The organism is Streptomyces sp. bgisy130 (assembly GCF_057708345.1).
In genome coordinates this window covers 1-22,541 of sequence record NZ_JBYISA010000026.1, presented here as the reverse complement: position 1 = coordinate 22,541, position 22,541 = coordinate 1, and the positions used below count along the sequence as shown (strand labels likewise).

General features: G+C 72.2%; 20 protein-coding genes. 5 read left to right on the top strand and 15 right to left on the bottom strand.

Annotated elements, in window-relative coordinates; all coding sequences use genetic code 11:
• Positions 1-75: 75 nt before the first annotated feature.
• The 3 genes from AC3EUV_RS27435 to AC3EUV_RS27425 all read right to left on the bottom strand — a co-directional run bounded on the left by AC3EUV_RS27435 (position 76) and on the right by AC3EUV_RS27425 (position 2,215).
• Positions 76-258: a hypothetical protein gene (locus AC3EUV_RS27435; RefSeq protein ID WP_042148404.1), complete on the bottom strand. Its 183-nt coding sequence runs from the start codon at positions 256-258 to the stop codon at positions 76-78.
• Positions 259-479: 221 nt separating this feature from the next.
• Positions 480-959 carry a molybdenum cofactor biosynthesis protein MoaE gene (locus AC3EUV_RS27430; protein ID WP_432144696.1) on the bottom strand — a complete coding sequence of 160 codons (480 nt, stop codon included), beginning with the start codon at positions 957-959 and terminating at the stop codon, positions 480-482.
• Between the two features lie 104 nt (positions 960-1,063).
• Positions 1,064-2,215, bottom strand: coding sequence for an SDR family oxidoreductase (locus AC3EUV_RS27425; RefSeq protein ID WP_388185954.1), 1,152 nt, complete (start codon positions 2,213-2,215; stop codon positions 1,064-1,066).
• 192 nt (positions 2,216-2,407) lie between these two features.
• Between AC3EUV_RS27425 and AC3EUV_RS27420 the strand changes: the two genes are divergently transcribed.
• Both AC3EUV_RS27420 and AC3EUV_RS27415 read left to right on the top strand, forming a co-directional pair.
• Positions 2,408-3,871 (top strand): zinc-dependent metalloprotease, encoded by a 1,464-nt coding sequence (locus tag AC3EUV_RS27420; RefSeq protein ID WP_435604120.1) that lies wholly within the window; start codon positions 2,408-2,410, stop codon positions 3,869-3,871.
• Complete coding sequence (locus AC3EUV_RS27415; RefSeq protein ID WP_432144698.1) at positions 3,868-4,398, top strand: NUDIX hydrolase; 531 nt, start codon at positions 3,868-3,870, stop codon at positions 4,396-4,398. The genes AC3EUV_RS27420 and AC3EUV_RS27415 overlap by 4 nt, the downstream gene beginning before the upstream one ends.
• A gap of 77 nt (positions 4,399-4,475) precedes the next feature.
• On the opposite strand, the gene AC3EUV_RS27410 is transcribed toward AC3EUV_RS27415, so the two are convergent.
• The 4 genes from AC3EUV_RS27410 to AC3EUV_RS27395 form a co-directional block, all read right to left on the bottom strand.
• Positions 4,476-5,234, bottom strand: coding sequence for an AIM24 family protein (locus AC3EUV_RS27410; RefSeq protein ID WP_432144699.1), 759 nt, complete (start codon positions 5,232-5,234; stop codon positions 4,476-4,478).
• A 20-nt stretch (positions 5,235-5,254) separates the two neighbouring features.
• Complete coding sequence (locus tag AC3EUV_RS27405; protein ID WP_435604119.1) at positions 5,255-5,938, bottom strand: AIM24 family protein; 684 nt, start codon at positions 5,936-5,938, stop codon at positions 5,255-5,257.
• A gap of 15 nt (positions 5,939-5,953) precedes the next feature.
• Positions 5,954-7,660 carry a TerD family protein gene (locus tag AC3EUV_RS27400; protein WP_432144700.1) on the bottom strand — a complete coding sequence of 569 codons (1,707 nt, stop codon included), beginning with the start codon at positions 7,658-7,660 and terminating at the stop codon, positions 5,954-5,956.
• 114 nt (positions 7,661-7,774) lie between these two features.
• Entirely contained in the window at positions 7,775-8,401 is a 627-nt protein-coding gene (locus AC3EUV_RS27395; RefSeq protein WP_432144701.1) for a M48 metallopeptidase family protein, read from the bottom strand.
• A gap of 183 nt (positions 8,402-8,584) precedes the next feature.
• On the opposite strand from AC3EUV_RS27395, the gene AC3EUV_RS27390 reads away from it, so the two are divergent.
• Both AC3EUV_RS27390 and AC3EUV_RS27385 read left to right on the top strand, forming a co-directional pair.
• Positions 8,585-9,733 (top strand): ThiF family adenylyltransferase, encoded by a 1,149-nt coding sequence (locus AC3EUV_RS27390; protein ID WP_432144702.1) that lies wholly within the window; start codon positions 8,585-8,587, stop codon positions 9,731-9,733.
• A 35-nt stretch (positions 9,734-9,768) separates the two neighbouring features.
• The gene (locus AC3EUV_RS27385; RefSeq protein ID WP_435604118.1) at positions 9,769-11,196 is read left to right on the top strand and encodes an ABC1 kinase family protein; all 1,428 of its coding nucleotides are present in this window, start codon (positions 9,769-9,771) and stop codon (positions 11,194-11,196) included.
• An 87-nt stretch (positions 11,197-11,283) separates the two neighbouring features.
• Here AC3EUV_RS27385 and AC3EUV_RS27380 read toward each other — a convergent pair whose 3' ends face one another.
• The 5 genes from AC3EUV_RS27380 to AC3EUV_RS27360 all read right to left on the bottom strand — a co-directional run bounded on the left by AC3EUV_RS27380 (position 11,284) and on the right by AC3EUV_RS27360 (position 15,071).
• Positions 11,284-11,481 carry a hypothetical protein gene (locus tag AC3EUV_RS27380; protein ID WP_432144704.1) on the bottom strand — a complete coding sequence of 66 codons (198 nt, stop codon included), beginning with the start codon at positions 11,479-11,481 and terminating at the stop codon, positions 11,284-11,286.
• 103 nt (positions 11,482-11,584) lie between these two features.
• Entirely contained in the window at positions 11,585-11,902 is a 318-nt protein-coding gene (locus AC3EUV_RS27375; protein WP_042148370.1) for a hypothetical protein, read from the bottom strand.
• Entirely contained in the window at positions 11,899-12,252 is a 354-nt protein-coding gene (locus AC3EUV_RS27370; protein ID WP_085922793.1) for a WhiB family transcriptional regulator, read from the bottom strand. The genes AC3EUV_RS27375 and AC3EUV_RS27370 overlap by 4 nt, the downstream gene beginning before the upstream one ends.
• Before the next feature lie 118 nt (positions 12,253-12,370).
• Positions 12,371-12,697 (bottom strand): hypothetical protein, encoded by a 327-nt coding sequence (locus tag AC3EUV_RS27365; protein ID WP_432144705.1) that lies wholly within the window; start codon positions 12,695-12,697, stop codon positions 12,371-12,373.
• Positions 12,698-12,842: 145 nt separating this feature from the next.
• Positions 12,843-15,071 (bottom strand): ATP-dependent DNA helicase UvrD2, encoded by a 2,229-nt coding sequence (locus tag AC3EUV_RS27360; RefSeq protein ID WP_432144706.1) that lies wholly within the window; start codon positions 15,069-15,071, stop codon positions 12,843-12,845.
• A 560-nt stretch (positions 15,072-15,631) separates the two neighbouring features.
• On the opposite strand from AC3EUV_RS27360, the gene AC3EUV_RS27355 reads away from it, so the two are divergent.
• Complete coding sequence (locus AC3EUV_RS27355) at positions 15,632-15,889, top strand: mycoredoxin (RefSeq protein ID WP_085923001.1); 258 nt, start codon at positions 15,632-15,634, stop codon at positions 15,887-15,889.
• A gap of 160 nt (positions 15,890-16,049) precedes the next feature.
• Here AC3EUV_RS27355 and nudC read toward each other — a convergent pair whose 3' ends face one another.
• The 3 genes from nudC to AC3EUV_RS27340 all read right to left on the bottom strand — a co-directional run bounded on the left by nudC (position 16,050) and on the right by AC3EUV_RS27340 (position 22,120).
• A complete protein-coding gene (gene nudC, locus AC3EUV_RS27350; RefSeq protein ID WP_042148358.1) occupies positions 16,050-16,985 on the bottom strand; it encodes an NAD(+) diphosphatase in 936 nt (311 codons plus the stop codon).
• A 73-nt stretch (positions 16,986-17,058) separates the two neighbouring features.
• On the bottom strand, positions 17,059-18,459 hold the full coding sequence (locus tag AC3EUV_RS27345; protein WP_435604117.1) for a dipeptidase: 1,401 nt from the start codon (positions 18,457-18,459) through the stop codon (positions 17,059-17,061).
• Positions 18,460-18,469: 10 nt separating this feature from the next.
• A complete protein-coding gene (locus tag AC3EUV_RS27340; protein WP_435604116.1) occupies positions 18,470-22,120 on the bottom strand; it encodes an ATP-dependent helicase in 3,651 nt (1,216 codons plus the stop codon).
• Between the last annotated feature and the right edge of the window lie 421 nt (positions 22,121-22,541).

The window sequence follows — 22,541 nt, the reverse complement described above, 5'->3', positions numbered from 1 at the left end:
CGGGGCCGGGCACCCGCCCGCAGAAAAGCGCCACCCCGGAGGGTGGCGCTTGCTTCCGCGGAGAAACGGCGAAAGTCAGACCGGATCCGAGGCGGGCTCGGAAACGGAATGCTCCTTTTCCATGGCGTCCCGGAACCGGGCATAGCCCGCGAGTTCTGCCACGTCCCCGGTCTTGCGATTCCGCATGGTCCAGCTGCTCCACACCGCGGCAATCAGCCCGGCGCCGACCGGAATCAGCAACCAGAGGAGCGCACCCATCAGCGACCTCCCAACCCCTTGTACGACCGCGATCGACGAATAAGCAGATTAACCATCTGCTGGGTCAACGCTCATGCCAGGGGGCGGGTTACGCAACCGGAACACATGGCACCGGTTCGGCCTCACGTTCGGAGCTCACCGTCCCGTGACTCCGGGCCAACGCCCCGCCCCGTCTGTTCTGTCGACTTCCCGGGGAACGCGCGATTAGTCACCGAAAACGGCTACATCCCCACCCATTCTTCGGCGCCGTCGGAGAACGTCTGGTGCTTCCAGATCGGTACCTCGTGCTTGAGGTCGTCGATCAGTTTGCGGCAGGCCTCGAACGCCTCGCCCCGGTGCGGGCAGGACACCGCGACGACCACGGCCAGATCGCCGATGCGCAGATCGCCCACCCGGTGGACGGCGGCCAGCGCACGGACGGGGAAGTCGGCGGTCACCTTCTCGGCGATCCGGCGCATCTCCGCCTCGGCCGTCGGGTGCGCGGAGTAGCCCAGGCCCTCGACGTCGGCGCCGTTGTCGTGCGAGCGGACCGTGCCGACGAACAGGGCCGTGCCGCCGGCCGCCACGTCGCCCACGGCCGCGAACACCTCGTCCACGGAGAGCGGGGTGTCGCGGATCTCCAGGAGCCGGATCGGGTCCGCCGCGGCCCGCTCACCGGGGTGGTCGCGGCCGGGGGACGAAGAGGAGGGCGTGCCAGACATGCCCCCATCGTGCCGCAACCGGGGGCGCCGCGGGAATGGCCGTTTCCGCCGGTCGTCCGGCCCGCCGTATGGAGACTCCTCCAGCCCGGCGGGCCCGGTGCGGCTCAGATGCGGCGGCGGGCCTTACGGGCGCGCCGTACCAGTGCGGCGGTGCCCAGGAGGGCGACGGTGGCACCGGCGGCACCCGCGGCCGTGGCGTCCTTGCGGCCCAGCCGGCGGCCGGCGACGGTGTGCCGTCCGGCGACCTCTTCCAGGAGCTCGGCCAGCACCTCCTCGTTCGTCCAGCGGGGCCGCCAGCCCGCATCGTGCAGCCGGCTGCCGCTGACCACCCAGGGGTGCATCGTGTAGGCGAGGTCCCCGGCGGGCGACGGCGTCAGGCCGATCCGGTGCAGCCGGGCCGCGGCACCCAGGGCCACCGAGGAGGGCAGCTCCATGCGGCGGATGCCGGACAGCTCCTCGACCTCCTCCTGCTCCAGCCAGCCGTCGCAGCCCACCGCCAGCTCGCCGTCGACCTTCTCCAGCGCGGCGTACTCCAGGGCGCTGACCAGGTCCTCGACATGGCAGAACTGCCAGGCGGGGCGGGATCCGGCGACGACCAGGAGGCGGGGCGATTCGAAGTAGCGGGTCAGCGCGGTGTCGGTGCCGCCCACCAGGACGGCGGGGCGCAGCACGGTCACATTCAGGCCGGGGTGGGCGCGGGGCGCGCGGTGCGCCAGGTGCTCGATCTCCAGCAGGTCGCCGACGCCGGTGGCGTCCGCGGTGGCGCGCAGCTCGGCGTCCTCGGCCAGGGGTACGTCGTTGTCGGGCAGCGCCCCGTAGACCATGGCGGAGGTGCACAGCACCACCCGGTGGACACCGGCGGCCGCGGCGGCGGTGAGCACGGTCTGGGTGCCGCGCACGTTGTAGGCGGTGCGCGCCGCGTCGTCGGTCTCCAGGTCGAGGTCGAGCGCGAGGTGGACGACGACGTCCGCGCCGCGCAGCTTGTCGGCGATGGCGGGGTCCCGGACGTCGAGGACGTGCCAGTGTGCCCCGTCGACGTCGCCGCGCCGCTCGTCGATGGCCACCACCTCCTTGACCTCGTCGGATGCGACCAGGGCGCGGGTCAGCAGCGCCCCGACCCCGGACGCGGCTCCGGTGACGGCGACGACGGGCCGGCGCAGCGGCCGGTCCGTGGTGCCGTCTGCGCCATTGCCTGCCTTCTCGGTCTGGGCCGCAGCGTTTCGCGCTGCGCGAACGGTCGGATCTGGGGAACTCACCGGGCGTCTCCAGCGGTTGTCTTCAGTGCGAACGTGTGGTCATGCGTACGCACCAGGTGGCGTCCATCCTGCCGCAGCCACCGGGACAGCGAAGCACCGAGCCCCGAAGCGGTCCGGGTGTCTACGCTGGAGGTGATGTCGGGCAGCCGCCGTCGGCCACCTGGTCGGCGGCCCTACGAGCCGAGGAAACCCGTGAGTGACACCCCATTTGGATTCGGCCTTCCGCCGGAGGAGCCGGAGGACGGCGACAACGGCAAGGAGAAGGGCGGCCAGGGAGGTAGCCAGGGCCCCGCGGACCCCTTCGGGTTCGGCGGCGGGAGCGGCGGCGCGGACAATCCGTTCGCGGCGCTCTTCGGCGGCATGGGAGGCCCCGGTGGCGAGATGAACCCTGGAGACCTGGGAGCCGCCTTCCAGAAGCTCGGGCAGATGCTCTCCTACGAGGGCGGCCCGGTGAACTGGGACATGGCCAAGGACATCGCGCGGCAGACCGTCGCGCAGGGCGCCGAGGACGGCAGCAAGGACGCGAGCCTCTCGCCGGGTGAGCGCACTGCCGTCGAGGAGGCCGTGCGGCTGGCGGATCTGTGGCTGGACGGTGTGACGTCGCTGCCGTCGGGCTCCGGCTCGGTGGTGGCCTGGAGCCGCGCCGAGTGGGTCGAGGAGACCCTCCCGGTGTGGAAGGACCTGGTCAACCCGCTCGCCGAGCGTGTCGGGGCGGCCATGGGCGATGTGCTGCCCGGGGAGATGCAGGCCATGGCGGGCCCGCTGCTCGGGATGATGCGCTCCATGGGCGGCGCGATGTTCGGCACCCAGATCGGCCAGGCGCTGGGCGTACTGGCCGGCGAGGTCGTCGGTTCGACGGACATCGGGCTGCCGCTGGGCCCGGCCGGCAAGGCCGCGCTGCTGCCGGGGAACATCGCCACGTTCGGCGCGGGCCTGGGCGTCCCGGAGGAGGAAGTGCGGCTGTATCTGGCCCTGCGCGAGGCCGCCCACCAGCGGCTCTTCGCCCATGTGCCGTGGCTGCGCTCGCATCTGTTCGGTGCCGTCGAGGGCTATGCGCGCGGGATCAAGGTCGACACGACCAAGTTGGAGGACGTGGTCGGCCAGATCGATCCGCAGCATCCCGAGGAGCTCCAGAACGCCCTTCAGCAGGGCATGTTCCAGCCCGAGGACACCCCGGAGCAGAAGGCGGCGCTGGCACGTCTGGAGACCGCGCTGGCGCTCGTCGAGGGCTGGGTGGACGCGGTGGTGCACGCCGCCGCCAAGCCGCATCTGCCGTCGGCGGACAAGCTCCGTGAGACGCTGCGGCGGCGCCGGGCGAGCGGTGGCCCCGCCGAGCAGACGTTCTCCACGCTGATCGGTCTCCAGCTGCGTCCGCGGCGGCTGCGGGACGCCTCGCGGCTGTGGGCGTCGCTGACGGACGCGCGGGGCCTGGAGGGCCGCGACGGCCTGTGGGCGCACCCGGACATGCTGCCGACGGCGGCCGATCTGGACGACCCGGACGGGTTCGTGCACCACGAGCAGGCGGACTTCTCCGAGCTCGACAAGATGCTCGGCGAGGCCGCGAGCGGCGGCAAGCCGGATCTGGGCAAGCCCACCCGGGAGAGCGACGGCCCGGACGAGACCCCCGGCGAGAGCAAGGGCGACAGCGACAAGTGAGTCTGCGCGAGGACGCGGCGCGGGTGCTCAAGGAGTGGCCCGCGCCGTCCCCTGATCAGGAACAGCTGCGGCTGACGTATCTGGATCATCTCGCCGCCCATCAGGACGGCATGTGGAAGCCCTGCAAGGACGGGCATCTCACGGCCAGCGCGCTGGTGATCGATCCGGCCGGCGGGCGGGTGCTGCTCACCCTGCACCGCAAGCTGAAGATGTGGCTCCAGATGGGCGGCCACTGTGAGCCGGAGGATGCCTCGCTGGCCGATGCGGCGTTGCGTGAGGCGCGTGAGGAGTCCGGGATCGCGCAGGGGCTGACGCTGCTGCCCGGCGGCCCGGTGCGGCTGGACCGTCATCACACGCCCTGCGCCTGGCATTTGGACGTGCAGTATGCGGCGCTGGCGCCGGCGGGAGCGGTGGCGAAGATCAGCGACGAGTCGCTGGACCTGCGGTGGTTCGCCTACGACGAGGTGCCCGGCGTCGCCGATGCGTCGGTGGCGCGCCTGGTGGAGCGCACCCGCGCGCTGCTCTAGACGGCAGCGGCCGGCCGTCCGGCGCCCGTCCCTTCCCGGGGCGGGCGCCGGAGTGTGTCAGCGGTCGGCCGGCGGGCTCAGTTGGTGAAGATGTTGCCCTGGTTCTGGCCCCGGGCGCCCTGCTGGCCCATGCCGAACTGGGCGGCCACACCGGAGCCGAGCACGGCGTTCTGCGGCGGCAGCAGCTCGCTGGGCTGGACCAGTGCGTAGCCCTGGCCGAGGAAGCTCAGCTCCCAGCCCTCGCCGGTGTTGCCGCGGCGGCGGAACACCCCCGAGGAGTGCGTCTGCGCCTGCATCTGGACGCGCAGCGAAGCGGACCAGGCGACCACCGCATCGGCGTCGGCGTTGACGTACTTGTCGGGCGTGACCTGCAACATCAGCGGCTGGCCGGAGGTCATCAGGGCGACCTTGCCCCGTCCGGAGATGTTGAGCTGGTACTTGCCGGTGCCGGAGATGCCGTACTGGCTGTCGACGGAGACGACCTCCCAGTGGAGGCCGGAGTCCAGCGCGAGGACATAGCTGCTGTCGACGGTCAGGCCGTCGTGGTCGACGTCGACGACATGGACGTACTGGGCGAGGTTGGCCAGATAGACCGTGCCCTGCCCGGAGACGCGCATCAGGTCGAGGCCCTCACCGGAGTGCGCGCGGGTCCGGTGCTGGCCCGGCGTCTGGTAGTTGCCGTCGAATTCGAGCAGTCCCTGATAGGCGACCATCGTGCCCTTACGGGCCAGGACGTCCTCGTGGCCCTGGAGGGCGACGCGCAGCAGCTGGCTGTTCTGAAGGGCGTAGCGGTCCTGGGTCTGTGCCTCGGTGAAGGCGAAAAGCGGACTCTGCATGGCGTGTTCGGTCCTCCCCCTCAGCCCCGGGCCCGGAGCCGGTCGGTGCTGTCCTCGCTGGGCTGGACGACGACGAACCCCTGGCCGGAGAAGCCCAGTTGGTACGCCTCGCCGCTGCCGCGTCCGATCATCGAGGACGCCTTGAAGCTGCGCTTGCCCTTCATCTTCAGATGGGTCGACCAGGCGACGAGGGCGTCCGGGTCCACATAGGTCTCGTCCTCGCCGCGGCCGCAGTCGACGACGATGGGCGTGCCCCGGGAGGTCAGCGCGACCCAGCCGGTGCCCGAGATCTGGACGTTGAAGAGTCCCTGGCCGGCGAACTTCGCCATGCCCTTGACGCGCTGCACGCCCCACTGGAGGTGGGCGTCGAGGGCGAGGAGGTTGGTGCCGTTGACGGAGAGCGCGTCGTCGTTGAGGTTGATGCAGACGACGTCGGCGCCGTAGTCGGCGAGGTAGAGCAGGCCGTCGCCGGAGCACTTCATCAGGGGCGCGCCTTCGCCGGTGAGCCACTGGGAGGCCATCTGGCGGACGGCGGGCGGGTTCGGCTCGTACTGGACGAAGCCTTCGTAGGCGACCATCGAGCCGGTGCGGGCGAAGACGTCCTGGCCGCTCTGCATGGCGATCTTCACCATGGCGCTGCCGTGGTTCTCCATACGGGCGGCGGGCGTGGTCGGGACATAGCCCGACAGCTGTTGCTGGTTCATGACGTGCGGGCTCCCTCAGACCTCGTAGGGCTGGACGACGATGAAGTTGCCGGGCGCACCGCGGAACTGGAGGTTCACGGTCTCGCCGGAGTGGCCCGGGTAGGCGTGCCGGCGCAGGCTCACCTGGCTGGAGATGATCACCTGCGAGGCGGCGGACCAGGCCACGATGGCGTTGGCGTCGGCGAAGGTGGTCGGGGTGACCGGCAGGACGACCGGGGTGCCCTGGGTCTTGACGATGACGGTGCCGCTCCCCTGGAACTGCATGGTGAACAGGGCGCCACCGGGGATGCCGTGGCCCTCGATGCGGCGGACCTCGTGCTGAAGCGACTCGTCGAAGGCCAGGACGGCCTCGGCGGACACACAGATGGCGTCGCCCTGGAGCTCGATGGGGTGCACATGGGCGCTGTTCTCCGCGAAGAAGACCTGGCCCTGGCCGGTGCAGCGCATCAGCTGCATTTCCTGGCCGGTGGCGTTGCCGACGATCCGGCCGCGGAAGCCGGCGCCCTTGTAGCCGAAGTCGACCTTGCCCTGGTAGAGCACCATGCTGCCCTGACGGGCGAGCACCGGCTGGCCGTCGACGCCGAGGTCGACGCGGATCAGCCTGCTGTTCTGCGGGGTCCAGCGCTGCCCCGTGGGGGCTTCCTTGTACTTGTCCAGTACGACGCCGAGGCCGGGGCCGCCGCCCTGGGGCACGGCCGGTGTCTGGCCTCCCCCGTACGGGGCGCCCGGGGGCTGCTGTCCCGGCTGGCCGTAGGGGGCGGGCTGGCTCTGCGGGGCGCCGTATCCGCCGGGCGGCGGTGCGGGCTGCCCATAAGGAGGCGCCTGCGGGGCCGGCTGGCCGGGGTAGCCGCCGGGTGCGGGCTGCGGCGGGCCGTAGGGGTCCTGACCGGGCGCCGGCTGGCCGTACGGGGCTGGCGGCTGCTGGCCGGGCACTCCGGGCGGCGGGACCGGGCCCGGCGGGACCAGGGGCGCGGCGAGCGTGGGCGCGCTGTGGACCTGCGGCGCGGTGGGCTGCGGGGGCTGAGGGGCGGCCGGGGGTGCTTCCTGCGGCGCGCCCTGGGGCGGGCCGAAGTCGGGGGCGGGCGGCGCGGCGGGCACCCCGAAGGACGGTGCGGGGGCGGCCGGCCCGGACGGCGGGGCGAAGCCCGGCACGTCCGGTGCCGTGGCGGACGGGTCGGGCTGCGCCTCGGCCTCTTCGGCGACCTCGCCGCCGAAGTTCTTCAGCAGCGCCTCGAGGCCGCCGTCGAAGCCCTGGCCGACGGCGGCGAACCGCCAGACGTCCTTGAGGTAGAAGTCGCCGAGCATGACGGCGCGTTCGGTGCTGAACTCACTGCCGTCGAAGGAGTAGCGGGCGACCTCTTCGCCGCCGGCCACGATCCGGAGGTAGCCGGGGCCGATCTGCGAGACCTGGCCGGCGCCGTCCAGCGCGGCGGTGAAGGAGAGCTTCTGGATGTGCGGCGGGATCTTGTCGAGGGTGACCCGGAAGGACTCGCTGTCGCCGGCCTGCGCGCCGAGCAGCTGGATCGACTCCTCGGGCGACTTGGGCTGGTTGAAGAAGATGAAGTACCGGTCGTCGGAGAGCCGCTCGTCGCCGTCCAGGCCGAAGCAGCTGATGTCGAAGGACAGGCCGGCTCCGGCGATCTGCACACCGACGTACAGATCCGTTCCCGCCGTCAGATCACTGATTTTGGCCTTGTGGCCCCGCTGGAATTCCCTGGCCATACGTAACGCCCGTCCCCCGCTCCCGCTGTGAGTTCCTCTGCGCGGCCAGGCTAACCGCTGGCGCCGACAGCGGGCGATGCCGGGGCGCGACGGATCTCGCCGGGCTGCGCGCCGTCATTCCCCGCGGGCGACGGGCAGATGGGGCAGCCGGTCGGCCGCGACCACCCCTTCGAGATAGCCGCGGGCCCGTTCCGTACGGGCGTAGGACTCCAGCAGGCTCCAGAACCGGGGGCCGTGGCCGGGGACGAGCAGATGGGCGAGTTCGTGCAGCAGGACGTAGTCGATGACGTACTCCGGCATGCCCTGGAGGCGGTGCGAAAGGCGGATGCTGCCCTCGGCCGGGGTGCACGATCCCCAGCGGGTGTTCTGGTTGGTCACCCAGCGCACCGAGGCGGGGCGGGCCCGGCCGTCGAGATATTGCCCGGACAGCCGCTCGGCGCGCTCGGCCAGCTCGCCGTCGCCCAGCATCCGCTTGCTCTCCTGGGCGGCGAGCTTGTCCAGCATGACGGTGACCCAGCGCCGCTCCTCCGCCTCGGACATACGGGCCGGAATCAGGACCACCGTGCGGTCACCCTCGCGGTACGCGGAGACCGTTCTGCGCCGTCGTGAACTGCGGCGCACCTCGACGGCGCTGGTGCCCGAACCGCGGGCCACGGGGCCGGGGGCGGCACCGCGCGAGGTGTCGGCGGCGCGGCGCAGAGGGGTTTCCCCTGAACCGTGGGCGGGAGGGTCGGCGGGCACGCGCCCGACGTTACCCGCTGGCGCGGCGGGAAGTCCCGCCCCGCGGACGGTTCGCCATCGAACCACTCCATGGCGTGCACTGCTTGTACGACGATTGCCCACCGCCTGTGGATAACTTCCGCACCGATCCGCCGCAGGGCGCATGCTGAGTGCCGGACGACGAATCAACGGACGGGGGCGGAGATGAGGCATCCGATGCTCAAGCCCGCGCTGCGGCGCGGATGGCGGGACCGGGAGACGGTGCGGTTCGGGGTGGCGCCGGCGCATGCGATGGTGGTCGGCCCGGTCGATACGGCGACCGGCAGTTTCCTCTCGCTGATCGACGGCACCCGCACCATGCAGCAACTGGTCGAGGAGGCCGCGTTACTGGACCTTCCGCCCGAGCATGTGCGGGGTGTCGTGGACCGGCTCGGCGCGGCCGGGCTGCTGGAATCCCCCACCGAGGGCGGCCCGGCGGCCGAGGCGGTCCGGGCGGACCACACCGCCTTTGAGCAACTGCGGCCCGATCTGGCTTCCCTCTCGGTGCGGCATCCGGAGCCGGCGGGCGCGCTGGGCCGGATAGGAGCGCGCCGGGCGGTCCGGGCCCGGGTCAAGGGGTCGGGGCGGGTCGGCGCCGCGGTCGCGGCGCTGCTCTCGGCCTCGGGGGTCGGGCGGGTGGAGGTGTTCGACGGCGGCACGGTCCAGCCGTGGGACGTTCTGCCCGGCGGGCTGCCGGCCGAGCGGATCGGCGAGCGGCGTCGCACTGCCGCGCAACGGCTTGTTCAGCAGTGCTCCCCCTGGAGCCGTATCCCACGGCCGAGGGTCCCGGTCAGCGAATCGGGCGAACCCGGGCTGTCGCTGGTGGTGCTGGCCCCGCGGGACGGTCTCGGCGCGTACGCCCCCGACCCCGTGCTGTCCGAGCCGTTGCTCATCGCCGGAATCCCACATCTTTACGCGGGGGTGATCGAGGGCACGGGTGTGGTGGGTCCGTTGGTGCTGCCCGGCGGTTCGGCCTGTGCCCGCTGCGACGAGCTGCGTCGTACGGACGCGGAGCCGGCCTGGCCGCGGTTGCTCGCGCAGTGGCGGTCGGGGCGTGCCGCACCCGCGGTTCCGGCCTGCGATGCCGCGTTGGCAACAACGGTCGCGGGGATCGCCGCCGTCCAGGCGCTGGCGTTCCTCGATGGCGAACTACCGCCGTGCACGGGTGCGCGGATGGAGCTCGCGGCGCCGTGTGCGAGCGTGCGCACGGTGCGGATCGAGCCGCATCCGGACTGCGGCTGTGGCGCTGCCGCTGCACCGGCTTCGGCAGGCGCCTCGGATCCGCGGCCCGAACACGCCACAATGACGGAGTAACCCCGGTTGGGGGACAGTGTGAGTTGGAGGGGCGCATGTCTGATCTTCCCCGCAAGGCGGTCACCCGCACCGCCAAGCTGGCCGCGCTGCCACTGGGGTTCGCCGGCCGCGCCACCTGGGGCCTGGGCAAGCGGATCGGTGGCAGATCCGCCGAGATCGTCGGCCGTGAGCTGCAACAGCGCACCGCGGAACAGCTCTTCAAGGTGCTCGGTGAGCTGAAGGGCGGGGCGATGAAGTTCGGGCAGGCGCTGTCCGTCTTCGAGTCGGCGCTGCCCGAGGAGATCGCCGGCCCGTACCGCGCGGCGCTGACGAAACTTCAGGAAGCGGCGCCGCCGATGCCGACGAGCACGGTGCACGCGGTGCTGGCGGAGCAGCTCGGCGAGGACTGGCAGGAGCTGTTCGAGGAGTTCGAGGACAAACCGGCCGCGGCGGCCTCGATCGGGCAGGTGCACCGGGGCGTGTGGCACGACGGCCGCGAGGTGGCCGTCAAGGTGCAGTATCCGGGGGCCGGTCAGGCGCTGCTGTCGGATCTGTCGCAGCTGAGCCGGTTCGCCCGGCTGCTGGGTCCGCTGGTCCCGGGCATGGACATCAAGCCGCTGATCACCGAGCTGCGCGACCGGGTGTCGGAGGAGCTGGACTACTCCCTGGAGGCGGAGGCCCAGCGGGCCCATGCCGAGGAGTTCGCCGGCGACCCGGATGTGGTGGTGCCGGCCGTGGTCCACCAGTGCGACCAGGTGCTGGTAACGGAGTGGATGGCAGGGGTGCCGCTGTCCGAGGTGATCGCGGACGGCACCGACGAACAGCGGGACCGGGCCGGCCAGCTCCTGGCGCGCTTCCTCTTCTCCGGCCCCGCCCGTACGGGCCTGCTGCACGCCGACCCGCATCCGGGCAACTTCCGGCTGCTGGCCGGGGACTTCCCGGACGGACCGGTCGAGGAGTGGCGGCTGGGGGTGCTGGACTTCGGCACCGTCGACCGGCTCCCCGACGGGCTGCCGCCGACGATCGGTACGTCCCTGCGGATGACGCTGGACGGCGAGGCCGACGCCGTCTACCAGCTGCTGTGCGAGGAAGGCTTCGTCAAGGAGTCCATCGAGCTGGACCCGGACGCGGTGCTGGAGTATCTGCTGCCGATCATCGAACCCGCGCAGGTGGACGAGTTCACCTTCACCCGGGGCTGGATGCGCCGGCAGGCGGCCCGGGTCGGTGACCCGCGCTCGCCCGCCCACCAGTTGGGCAAACAACTCAATCTGCCGCCCGCGTACCTTCTGATCCACCGGGTCACCTTGAGCACGATCGGGGTGCTGTGTCAGTTGGGGGCGACAGTACGGCTGCGTGACGAACTCGAGGCATGGATGCCCGGTTTTGTACCGGAGGAGGAGCCGGGGGGCTCGGTGCTCACCGGCTTCGAGACCGTCGTCGGCGTGGAGATCGGCGAGGAGGCCGTCGAAGGGTCCACCGCCTGAGCCCGCCCGCCGGGCCGCACCGGGTCGCCCGCCTCGCCGGCGGAGCGGGCACGGCGGCCCGGCGCCCGGCCTCGGCGTCGAGGGGCCTCACCACCAGGTCGAATCCAGGCGTCCCTCAATGGCCCGGAGGTTCTCCCGCGCGCAGTCGTCGCAGAAGTAGCGGCGTTCACCGTTCTCGACGGAGCAGATCCAGGTCGGCGGGGTGCCCTCGGCCACCGCACCGCAGCCGGCGCACACCGTGTTCCCGTCGGCCAACTCCGCCTGTTCATGCGTCTTCTGGTCCACCGTCCGACGATATCCCCGCCAACCGCAGGAAGCGGGATATAACGCACCACGGGGCCCGCCCTGTCGGACGGACCCCGTTTGTGGCGGTATCAGCGCACCGCCGTCACTGCATCACGGCCATCGCCAGCGCACGACGGGCACGCAGCGACGCGCGCTCGGCGCGCCGCTGCATACGCCGCGCGGCGGCGAGCCGATGAGCCCTGCGTTCCGATTCGGCCTCCCGGAGGCGTTCGTGCATATGAGCACGAGCCAGGGCTTCTGGGATGAGTTGCATGGCGTGGTTCCTGTTCTGACGCGACTCGATCACGTCGGTGTTCACGGGGACGGGTGTGTCGGTGAAGGTGGGGTTCATCGTGAGGTCCTGCTTCTGGGGATCCCGTGTGAGGGGACGGTCGATCGTTCCTGTGCCGATGGTGTTCATGCCGCGACCGGGTTCTTGCGCGGACGGCCACGCGGCCGCTTCCGCGGCACGACAACGCCCTGGACGAAGAGCTCGCCGCCCCAGACGCCCCACGGCTCACGGCGGTCCTTGGCACCGGCGAGACAGGCCTCACGGACGGGGCAGGTCTGGCACAGCGCCTTGGCGTACTCGACGTCGGCCGGGGACTCGGCGAAGAAGACCTCCGGGTCGTAGGTCCGGCACGGAACGGCAGCGCCGAGGCGGTCGATCTCGTCGTCGAGCTCGGTGAGGGGCAGCAAGGAGTTCTCCTGGGGGTCGGGCGGAGGGATCAGGTCGGTTGCTACGGACGGGGTGTGCGTCTGGAGTTGCACGGTGGTGTGTTCCTCGTCTGTTCGGCCCGGCTGGTGGCGGGCGCTTGGGCAAACAAAAGGGCCGCGGATCCCGGTGTGGGTTCCGCGGCCCTGGAAGGTGCCGACCTGATCGTGCCGATCAGGCTGGATCTCTCCAGGGTTCGTGGCCGCGGTAGGCCCACATTTCATGCTGCGTCTGGTACTGCTTCCGGGATTCGGCACCGTTGGCCGCCGCGAAGGCAAAGGCATTCGCCGATGCCGCCACTACGGCTGCCGCAGGTGCCTCGGTCGGTCGCGCGGTGCGCTCACTGCGCGTCAGCACAGCGAGGGACTCGGGGCGCGCGACCTCGGTACCGGACAGGCGGCCGAAGCCGGACAGACCGGTGCCAGGGAGCGAGGAGCCGAGCGGGCAGGTGGCGACGACCGAGAGATCGGTCATTTTGTTGGTCTCGATGATGCTGATCACTGGGCTCGCCTCCTCTCGGCGTCTCGGTGGACCGGGAATCCCGTTCCAGGGTGTTCAAGTACAGCACGGATCCATCGGATCTCGGAAAGAAACCGTTGTCTCCGTTGCTTCTGAAGGCTATGGGGCGGTGCTCCGCGGGCGCAAACTATTTTTTCGACGAGTTTTCCGCGGCGCCTTCGGGCCCCTCCTCCGCGACCCCCGCGAGCTCCTCGCCGGCACAGATCGCCAGCACATCACTGCCGTAGCGGTCGAACTTCCGCCGCCCCACTCCTGAGATGACCGCAAGCTCCGATTCGGTTCCCGGAACGGCCTCCGCGATCGCCATCAGTGTCTTGTCGGTGAAGATGCAGTACGCGGGCTGCCGGGAGCGCGCGGCCTGCTCGGCCCGCCAGTCGCACAGCCGCCCGTACAGCGCCTCGTCCAGCTCCGACGGGCAGTCCTCACACCGCATCAGCTTCATCTCGCCCGGGTCCGTGAGCGTCCTGTTGCAGACCCGGCAGCGGGCCGGGCTGCGGTGCTTGGTGCGCCGGGTCACCGCCGCCGGCCCGTCGCCGCGCTCGACACCCCCTGGAGCCGCGCCCGGTGTGCGGCCGCCCGCCACCGCCCCGGAGCCCGGCCGCAGGCCGCTCAGGAACCGACTGGGGCGGCGGGAGGCCCGGCCGCCCGGAGAGCGCGCCAGCGACCAGGACAGCCCCAGATGGAGCCGGGCGCGGGTCACGCCGACGTAGAGGAGCCGGCGCTCCTCCTCTATCTGCTCGTCGGTCTTGGCGTAGGTGATCGGCATCATGCCTTCGGTGAGACCGACCAGGAAAACGGCTTCCCACTCCAGGCCCTTGGCGGCGTGCAGGGACGCGAGAGTCACGCCTTCGACCGTCGGGGCGTGCTGCGCGTTGGCCCGCTCGTCCAGCTCGGCGACGAGGTCGGCGAGGGTGGCCGCGGGCCGGGCCCGGGCGAAGTCCTCGGCGAGCCGCACCAGAGCGGCCAGGGACTCCCAGCGGTCCCGCACCGCCCCGGAACCGGCCGGCGGCCGGCTGGTCCACCCCATGTCGCTGAGCACCGCCCGTACCTCGGACGGCAGGTCCAGCGCGTCGTCGAGCAGCGCGTCGTTGCCCCCGAAGCGGGCGGCGCCCCGCAGCTTGACGCCCGCCTCGCGCACCTCCGGCCGTTCGAAGAACCGCTCGGCGCCCCGCAGCTGATACGGCACCCCGGCATCGGCCAGCGCCTGCTCATAGACCTCGGACTGGGCGTTGATGCGGAAGAGGACGGCGATCTCCCCGGCGGACACGCCGGAAGCGATCAGGTCGCGGATACGGCGGGCGGTGCCCTCGGCCTCGGCAGGCTCGTCGGCGTACTCCGTGTAGACGGGCTCGGGGCCCGCGTCCCGCTGCGAGATCAGCTCCAGGCGGTGCTCGGCGGCCCGCCCACGGGCCTGGGAGAGCAGGCCGTTGGCGAGATGCACGACCTGGGGGCTGGAGCGGTAGTCGCGGACGAGCTTGACGACCGTCGCGTTCGGGTGGCGGGTGCGGAAGTTGAGGAGGTGGTCGGGGGTGGCGCCGGTGAAGCTGTAGATCGTCTGGCTGGCGTCGCCGACCACGCAGAGGTTGTCGCGGTCCCCCAGCCACAGCTCCAGCAGCCGCTGCTGGAGCGGGCTGACGTCCTGGTACTCGTCGACGACGAAGTGCTGATACTGCGTACGGACCTGCTCGGCGATGTCGTGCCGGTCCTGGAGCACACCGACCGTGAGCAGCAGCACGTCCTCGAAGTCGATGGCGCCCCGGTCGCGCTTGAGCTGTTCGTACGTGCCGTAGATCTGCCCGACCTCGGCCGGGTCGCGCGGAGACTCTCGGCCGGCCTTGGCGACCGCCGCCGGATAGTCGGCCGGGACGGTCTGGGTGACCTTGGACCACTCGATCTCGGCCGTGACATCGCGCAGCTCATTGCGGTCGAGCCGGATACGGCAGCGGGCGGCGGCCTCGGCGACAAGCTGGATCTTGCGCTCCAGCAGCCGCGGGACGTCCCCGCCGACGGCCTTCGGCCAGAAGAACTGGAGCTGCCGCAGCGCCGCGGAGTGGAACGTCCTGGCCTGGACCCCGCCCGCACCGAGCTGACGCAGCCGGCCCCGCATCTCGCCGGCCGCCCGGGCCGTGAACGTGACGGCGAGCACACTCGCGGGCTGGAGGATCCCCGCCCGGACCCCGTACGCGATCCGGTGGGTGATCGCGCGGGTCTTGCCCGTGCCGGCACCGGCCAGCACACACACCGGACCGTGCAGAGCCGTCGCGACCTCGCGCTGCTCGGGGTCGAGCCCGTCCAGCACTCCGTCGGCCGAGTCCGGCACCTGCGGGAAGAGAGAGGAGTCCGTTGCTGCTGTCACCCCGCCATGCTGCCAGGTCCACCGGGACGCCCGGGACAGCTGTCCACAGCCGCCGGAGCCGGTCGTACGGGTCCGGGCCGCTGTGGACAACGAGAGGTGCGGGAGGGCGGAGGGTGGTTTTCTGGTCGCGGCGGGCGGACGCGGTCGTCGGAGGCAGCGGCCGTCGCGGAAGCGGCGGTCGGAGGTGGCGGGCGGAGGCAGCGGGCGGAGGTGGGGGCGTCGGGCGAGGGTGGGTGAGGGGGCGCGTAGGCGAGGTGCCGGGGTGGGGCTGGGGCCGGGCCGGGCTGGGCTGAGCTGAGCTGAGCTGAGCTGGGGCAGCTTGCGGGGCGGCTTTGGTCGGTGGGGGTTGGGGTGGGGAGGGGTGGGGGCGGGGGGCGCCCCCGGGGAGAGGATGGGCCCGCGGAATTGGCAGGCCGCCCCCAGACCGTCCCCCAGCCCGCCCCCGACGCCGTTTCGCCCCCGGGAATGGCTGAGGGGTGATGTGCGTTGAGTTGCTTGGCCGCGTCGGGTACGGATGCGGGTGGTATCGGATCAAGACTTAGTGAAGGAGCGCAGGACGCATGGCGGGCACTGTGACGATGTACAGCACGACCTGGTGTGGCTACTGCCGTCGGTTGAAGGGCCAGATGGACCGCGAGGGCATCGCCTACACCGAGATCAACATCGAGCACGACCCGGAGTCCGCGGCGTTCGTGGAGAAGGCGAACGGCGGCAACCAGACGGTGCCCACGGTTCGCGTTGTCCCCACCCAAGGAGACGCCGAGGTCGTCATGACCAACCCGAGCCTTGCTCAGGTGAAGCAGGCGCTCGGCGTCTGATCCGCGGAGGTCGCAGCCCTCGTCCGACGTTCTCCGGCGAGGGCCTCGCCTTGCTCCCGGCTGATCAGCGATACGTCCGCTGGTCGGTGAGCGACGTTGCCACCCTCATGAAGGCACCGCATCAGGCGCGGCCGGCCCCTTCGGCCGGCCGCGTCCCCGTTCACGGCTTCGGCAGGGGCTTGCCGTACCAGAGCTCGATGAGGCGGGCGGCGATGGAGATGCCGTAGGGCGGGAGGACCTCGCCGGATTCGAAGGCGGTGCGGAGGTCTTCGCGGGAGAACCAGCGGGCCTCTTCGATTTCCTCGCCGTCGACCTGGATCTCGGCGGAGGTGGCGCGGGCCATGAAGCCCAGCATCAGGCTGGAGGGGAAGGGCCAGGGCTGGCTGGCGATGTATTCGACGTCGCCGACGACGACGCCGGCCTCCTCGAAGACCTCGCGGGCCACCGACTGCTCGATGGACTCCCCCGGCTCGACGAAGCCCGCGAGGGTGGAGAAGCGGCCCTCGGGCCAGTGGACCTGGCGGCCCAGGAGTGCGCGGTCCTCCTCGTCGGTGACGAGCATGATCACGGCCGGGTCGGTGCGCGGGTAGTGCTCGGCGCCACAGGCGGGGCAGCGGCGGATGTGGCCGGCGGCGGCGATGACGGTGCGTTCGCCGCAGCGGGAGCAGAAGCGGTGCAGCCGCTGCCAGTTTTCGAGGGCGACGGCGTGCACGAGGAGGCCGGCGTCGCGGGGGGAGAGCAGCAGGCCGGCCTCGCGCAGGCCCGCCGGGCGGGCGGACTGGTCCATGCGGCCGGGCAGCGAGTCCTTCTGGAGGGCGAAGTAGCTGACGCCGTCGTCGTCGGTGCCGAGGTAGTAGCGGTGGGCCTCGGTCAGCGGCGCCTCGAAGGACGGCGTCATGATCAGCTCGGTGCGGCCGTCGGGGGTGTCGTCGATCAGCGCCTGGCCGCCGGACACCACGAAGACGCGCGTCGTCGGGTGGCTCCAGGCCGCCGCCAGCCAGGCCTCGTCGAGGCGGTGATGGGCGGAGCGGTCGATTCCGCTCGGCGCGCTGAAGGTGATCGGCCGGTCGGCGCTGTGGTCGGTCCAGGTGGTCACTGGTGTTCCAACTCCCCCTATGGCGTGGGTGATTGCTGCGTACGGGCGCGGGTCGGTACGGCGGTGCGCGCGGTCAGGCCGATTGCCAGGCCTCCGCCAGGTCGCCCCACAGGTGGGCGGCGGTCTCGACGCCCTTCATCAGCAGGTCGAGCTCGACCTTTTCGTTCGGTGCGTGCCAGCCGTCGGACGGGATGGAGATACCGAGGAAGAGCACCGGGACGCCGAGGACGTCCTGGAGGTCGGCGGCCGGTCCGGAGCCGCCCTCGCGGGTGAAGCGGATCTTCTGGTCGAAGGCCCGGCCCATGGCGCGGACGACGGACTGGAGCGCGGAGTGGTCGAGCGGGGTGAGGCAGGGGCGGGTGGCGCCCCAGAAGGAGATCTCGTGGCGGATGCCGGCCGGGAGGCTTGCTGCGACCCAGTCGCGTACGGACTGCTGCACGGCGGCGGCGTTCTGGCCCGCGACCAGCCGGAAGGACAGCTTGAGCTGTGCGGTGGCGGGCACGATGGTCTTGCCGCCGGGGCCTTGGTAGCCACCGCCGATGCCGTTGACCTCGGCGGTGGGGCGGGCCCAGATGCGTTCCAGGGTCGTGCTGCCGGCCTCGCCGAGGGGGGCGTGGGAGTGCGCGGTGCGCAGCCATTCCTCCTCGTCGAAGGGGAGCTCGGCGAAGAGTTCCCGTTCCTGGTCGGTGAGTTCGATCATGCCGTCGTAGAAACCGGGGACGGCGACGCGGCGGTCGGCGTCGTGCAGGGCGGCGGCCAGCCGGGCGGCCTCGGTGGCGGGGTTGGGGACGGCGCCGCCGAACGATCCGGAGTGGATGTCCTGGTCGGGGCCGTAGAGGTCGATCTGGCAGTCCGTCAGGCCGCGCATGCCGGTGCAGACCGTGGGGGTGTCCTTGGACCACATGCCGGTGTCGGAGACGATCACCGCGTCGCAGGCGAGGCGGTCGGCGTGCTTTTCGATCAGGGCCGGGAAGTTCGGTGAGCCGGACTCCTCCTCGCCCTCGATCAGCAGCTTGAGGTTGACGGCGGGGGCGGTGCGGCCGGTCGCGGCGAGGTGCGCGCGCACGCCCAGGGTGTGGAAGAACACCTGGCCCTTGTCGTCGGCGGCGCCGCGGGCGTAGAGCTTGCCATCGATGGTCTGCGGCACGAAGGGGTCGGTGTGCCAGCCGTCCTCGCGGGCGGCGGGCTGGACGTCGTGGTGGCCGTAGACGAGCACGGTCGGCGCGGACGGGTCGCCGGAGGGCCATTCGGCGAAGACCGCGGGCAGGCCGCCGGTCTCCCAGATCTCGGTGGTCGGGAAGCCGGTGTCGGTGAGCTTCGCGGCGAGCCACTCGGCGCTGCGGCGGACATCGCCGGCGCGCTCCGGGTCGGCGGACACGGAGGGGATGCGCAGCCATTCGGCGAGGTCTTCGAGGAAGGTCTCGCGATGGAGGGTGAGATACGCGCGGACGGCGCTGTCCGGGGTTGTGCTCATACGACCGAGCCTATCGGCCTTCCGGGGGAGGCAGGTCGGCGGTCTCGCCGAGCAGGATGCGTTCGAGCCCGGCCCGGCCGGGGAGCCGGGTGGGTCTGACGACCTCGCCGCTGCGGACGTAGAGGAAGGCTGCGTCGACGGCGGACGGCTCCAGGCCGTGGCGCTCGGCCCAGGCGAGGCGGTAGATCGCCAGCTGGAGGGGGTCGGCGGTGTGGGCGCGGCCGGTTTTCCAGTCGACGATCTCGAAGCGGTCGCCGTCGGGGCCGGGCTCCTTGTAGACGGCGTCGATCCGGCCGCGGATGACCCGGCCCGCGAGGGTCAGCTGGAAGGGGGCCTCGACCCGGTAGGGGGTGCGGTGGGCGTACGGGGTACGGGCGAAGGCTTCCTTGAGGGCTTCGAGGTCGTGCTCGTCGACGATCTCGGTCTCCTCGCCCGGTTCGGCGCCCGGCAGTTCGTCGGGGCCGAGCAGCGGCAGCGTGAGTTCTTCGAAGCGGGACTCGACCCAGGCGTGGAAGCGGGTGCCGCGGCGGGCGCCGGGCTGGGGCGGGCGCGGCATGGGGCGGGCCAGTTCGCGGGCGAAGCCGTCCGGGTCGGCGGCGAGGCGGAGGAGCTGGGTGGCGCTGAGTGCGGACGGCAGCGGGACGTCGCGGACGGTCGCGCGGGCGCGGCGCAGCTCGGCGGCGAGGGCGTCGAGATCGCGGTCCCAGGATCCGACGGTGCGGCGCTCTTCGGGGAGGAGGGGGTGGGGGGTGTCGTCGGGGTGGGTGGCGACGGCCGGGTGGGCCGGGTCGGTCGGGCCCGTGAGGTCGGGTTCGGTGGAGCGCTGGGCGACGATGCGGGGGCGGGGGGCGTCCGGGTTCGTCCGGGGGGCGGGGGCGGTCTCGGTTTCGGGCCGGGCGGGAGCCTGGACCTCGGCCTCCGCCTCGGGGGTGTCGTACGCCGGGGCGTCGTCGAAGCCGTACGGCGGGGCCTCGTCGAACGGCTCGGCTTCCGGAAGGTCGAACGGGTCCGCCTCGGGAATCTCGTACGGGTCGCCGTCCCATGGGTCGTCCGGCGGGACCGGCGGCCAGTCGGGGTCGTGGGCGAAGCGTGCGGGGGCGGCGGGGCCGGAGACGGCCGCCCCTGGGTCCGCCCTGCGTTCCAGATGGGCGCGGACCGTGGCGGCGGCGGTGCGGCGGCGGGCGGTGGCGGTGGGGTCGAGGGGCAGGGGCCAGGCCTGTTCCGTGGCGGCCTCGGCGAGGGCCGGATTCTCCGCGCCGTCCTCGGGGGCCTCGGCCCAGTGCTCGATCTCGCCGTGGCCGGCTTCGCAGTGCTCGCGCAGGGCCTCCAGGAAGACGGACGGGCCGCGCGGCCGCTTCTGTTGGGGGCCCCACCAGTGGCCGGAGCCGAGGAGCAGGGAGCGGGGGCGGGTGAAGGTGACGTAGCCGAGGCGGAGTTCTTCGGTTTCCTGGTGGTGCTTCATCGCCTCCTTGAAGGATTTCAGGCCGCGGGCGGTCCATTCCCCGACGTCGGGCAGGGTCGCCGCGTCGCCGCGCAGGGCGTGCGGGAGGACCTTGGCGCGGCTGGTCCAGGACTCGCGGGCCTGTTCGCTGGGGAATTGCTTGCCGACCAGGCCGGGGACGGCGACCACGTCCCATTCCAGGCCCTTGGACTTGTGGGCGGTGAGCACCTTGACGGTGTTGTCGCCTCCGGGGAGCGAGCTGTCGAGGCCCTTCTCGTACTGGACGGCGGTGCGCAGGAAGCCGAGGAAGGCGAGGAGGGTGGCGTCGCCGTCGAGGGATTCGCCGCCCTGTTTGGCGGCGAATCCGGCCGCGATGTCGAGGAAGGTGCCGAGGGTTTCGCGGCGGCGGGCGGCGAGGGCGTGCGGGGAGGCGGACAGCTCGACCTCCAGGCCGGTGGCGGCGAGCACCCGGTGGAGCACGTCCATGAGGGGGTCGCCCAGGGAGCGGCGCAGGTCGCGGAGTTCGGTGGCGAGGTAGGCGAAGCGCACCCGGGCGTCGGCGGAGAACGGGAGGCCGTCGTCGGGTCCGTCGGCTTCCAGGAAGGTGTCGAGGGCGTCGGCGAGCGAGATGGTTTCGGCGGGGTCGACGCCTTCGACGGCCGCTGCGAGGCGCTGTCCGGGGTCGTCGGACGGGCCGCCGTGGTGGACGAGGGTGCGGGCGCGGCGTCCCAGGAGCGCGAGGTCGCGGGGGCCGATCCGCCAGCGCGGGCCGATCAGCAGGCGGACCAGGGCGGCGTTGGCCGTGGGGTCCTGGAGCACTTCGCAGACGGCGACGAGGTCGGCGATCTCGGGCAGATGCAGCAGCCCGGAGAGGCCGACGACCTCTACGGGGATGTCCCGGGCGACCAGTTCGCCCTGGATGCGGGCGAAGTCGCCGGCGGTGCGGCAGAGCACGGCGATCTCCCCGGGCGGGGTGCCGGTGTGGACGAGGTGGGCGAGGGAGTCGGCGAGCCAGGTGAGCTCTTCGGCGTGGGTGGGCAGCAGGGCACAGCGGACGAGGCCGTCGCGTTCGGCGCCGGGGGCGGGGCGCAGCGCTTCGACGCCTTCGTGCATCCGGCGGAGGGGGGCGGCGAGGCCGTTGGCGAGGTCGAGGAGGCGGCCGCCGCTGCGGCGGTTCTCGCTGAGGGCGTACCGGCGGGCGGGGGTCCCGTCCCCGAAGGGGAAGTGCTCGGGGAAGTCGTCCAAGTTGGCCACGGAGGCGCCGCGCCAGCCGTAGATGGCCTGGCAGGGGTCGCCGACGGCGGTGACGGCATGCCCGATGGCAGTCCCGGTGCCGGCGCCGAACAGGCCGGAGAGCAGCAGGCGTTGAGCGACGGAGGTGTCCTGGTACTCGTCGAGCAGGACGACGCGGAATTCGTCGCGCAGGATGCGGCCGACTTCCGGGCGGGTGGTGGCGAGGGTCGCGGAGTGGGCGATCTGGTCGCCGAAGTCGAGGAGGTCCCGGCGGCGCTTCTCGTTGCGGTAGGCGGTGACGAGATCGAGGAGTTCCTGGCGGCCGCGGGCGGTTTCGGGGGCTTTGCGCAGGTCGGCGTTGGTGAGCTTGATGCCGTCGAGGGTGGCGAGGAGGTCGCTGTCGTACGCGCGGAGTGCGGCGGGGTCCACGAGGTGTTCGGCGAGCTCGGCGTCCAGGGCGAGGAGGTCCTCCACGAGGGAGGGCAGGGAGGTGGTGAGCGCCGGGTAGGGGCCGGGGGCGGCGCGCAGGGTGCGGGCGGCGAGCTGGAAGCGGGTGGCGTCGGCGAGGAGCCGGGCGCCGGGCTCCAGGCCGATCCGCAGGCCGTGGTCCTTGAGGAGCTGGCCGGCGAAGGCGTGGTAGGTGGAGATCCGCGGCTCGCCGGGGGGCTGGTCGGGGGCGCCGTCGGCAGGCGGGGGGGCGTCGGGCTCGGTGACGCCGGCGGCGAGCAGCGCGGCCCGGACGCGTTCGGCGAGTTCGCCTGCGGCCTTGTTCGTGAAGGTCAGCCCGAGGACCTGTTCGGGGGCGACCTGGCCGGTGCCGACCAGCCACACCACGCGGGCGGCCATGACCGTGGTCTTGCCGGAACCGGCTCCGGCCACGATGACCTGCGGGGCGGGCGGGGCGGTGATGCACTCCGTCTGCTCCGGGGTGAACGGGATGCCGAGCAGCTCTTTGAGCTGCTCGGGGTCGGTGAGGCGAGCTGACACAACGAGAACGGTAACGGCCGCCACTGACAATCCGCTCCGCTTGGGTGGCCCTCCCACGTTCTCGGCTCTCCCGCCGTGGGTGTTGCTCGCCGTTTGATGCCCGCTTGCGCGGTGCCCCCGCCGTTGCGCCTGCGGCGGGCGGGGTCCGCTGCGCGGGGCTGTCGGGGGTGCGGTGACGGCCCTCCGGGGTAGGGGTGTGGGACTGCTTCGCTTTACGTCCCACACCCCTACCCCTCCGGCCCGTCCCCTCCCGTTGGGTGGGTGGGAAAGACGGTTGGTGGGGGTGCGTGTTGGTGGTCCGGTGCGCCGCTCTGGTCGCATGAAACTGCCTACGGACGCCAGCCCCCACTCACCGTTACTACTCCTCCCACGGGAGGGGACGGGCCGGAGGGGGGGGGGGGGGGGGGGGGGAGGGAAGAGG

Bases quoted from the DNA above. Each gene is read 5' to 3' on its own strand.
- AC3EUV_RS27375 (WP_042148370.1), bottom strand. From the start codon at position 11,902: ATGAACACCATCGGCACAGGAACGATCGACCGTCCCCTCACACGGGAT.
- AC3EUV_RS27390 (WP_432144702.1), top strand. From the start codon at position 8,585: ATGAGGCATCCGATGCTCAAGCCCGCGCTGCGGCGCGGATGGCGGGAC.
- AC3EUV_RS27355 (WP_085923001.1), top strand. From the start codon at position 15,632: ATGGCGGGCACTGTGACGATGTACAGCACGACCTGGTGTGGCTACTGC.
- AC3EUV_RS27345 (WP_435604117.1), bottom strand. From the start codon at position 18,459: ATGAGCACAACCCCGGACAGCGCCGTCCGCGCGTATCTCACCCTCCAT.
- AC3EUV_RS27400 (WP_432144700.1), bottom strand. From the start codon at position 7,660: ATGGCCAGGGAATTCCAGCGGGGCCACAAGGCCAAAATCAGTGATCTG.
- AC3EUV_RS27405 (WP_435604119.1), bottom strand. From the start codon at position 5,938: ATGAACCAGCAACAGCTGTCGGGCTATGTCCCGACCACGCCCGCCGCC.
- AC3EUV_RS27385 (WP_435604118.1), top strand. From the start codon at position 9,769: ATGTCTGATCTTCCCCGCAAGGCGGTCACCCGCACCGCCAAGCTGGCC.
- AC3EUV_RS27435 (WP_042148404.1), bottom strand. From the start codon at position 258: ATGGGTGCGCTCCTCTGGTTGCTGATTCCGGTCGGCGCCGGGCTGATT.
- AC3EUV_RS27410 (WP_432144699.1), bottom strand. From the start codon at position 5,234: ATGCAGAGTCCGCTTTTCGCCTTCACCGAGGCACAGACCCAGGACCGC.
- AC3EUV_RS27430 (WP_432144696.1), bottom strand. From the start codon at position 959: ATGTCTGGCACGCCCTCCTCTTCGTCCCCCGGCCGCGACCACCCCGGT.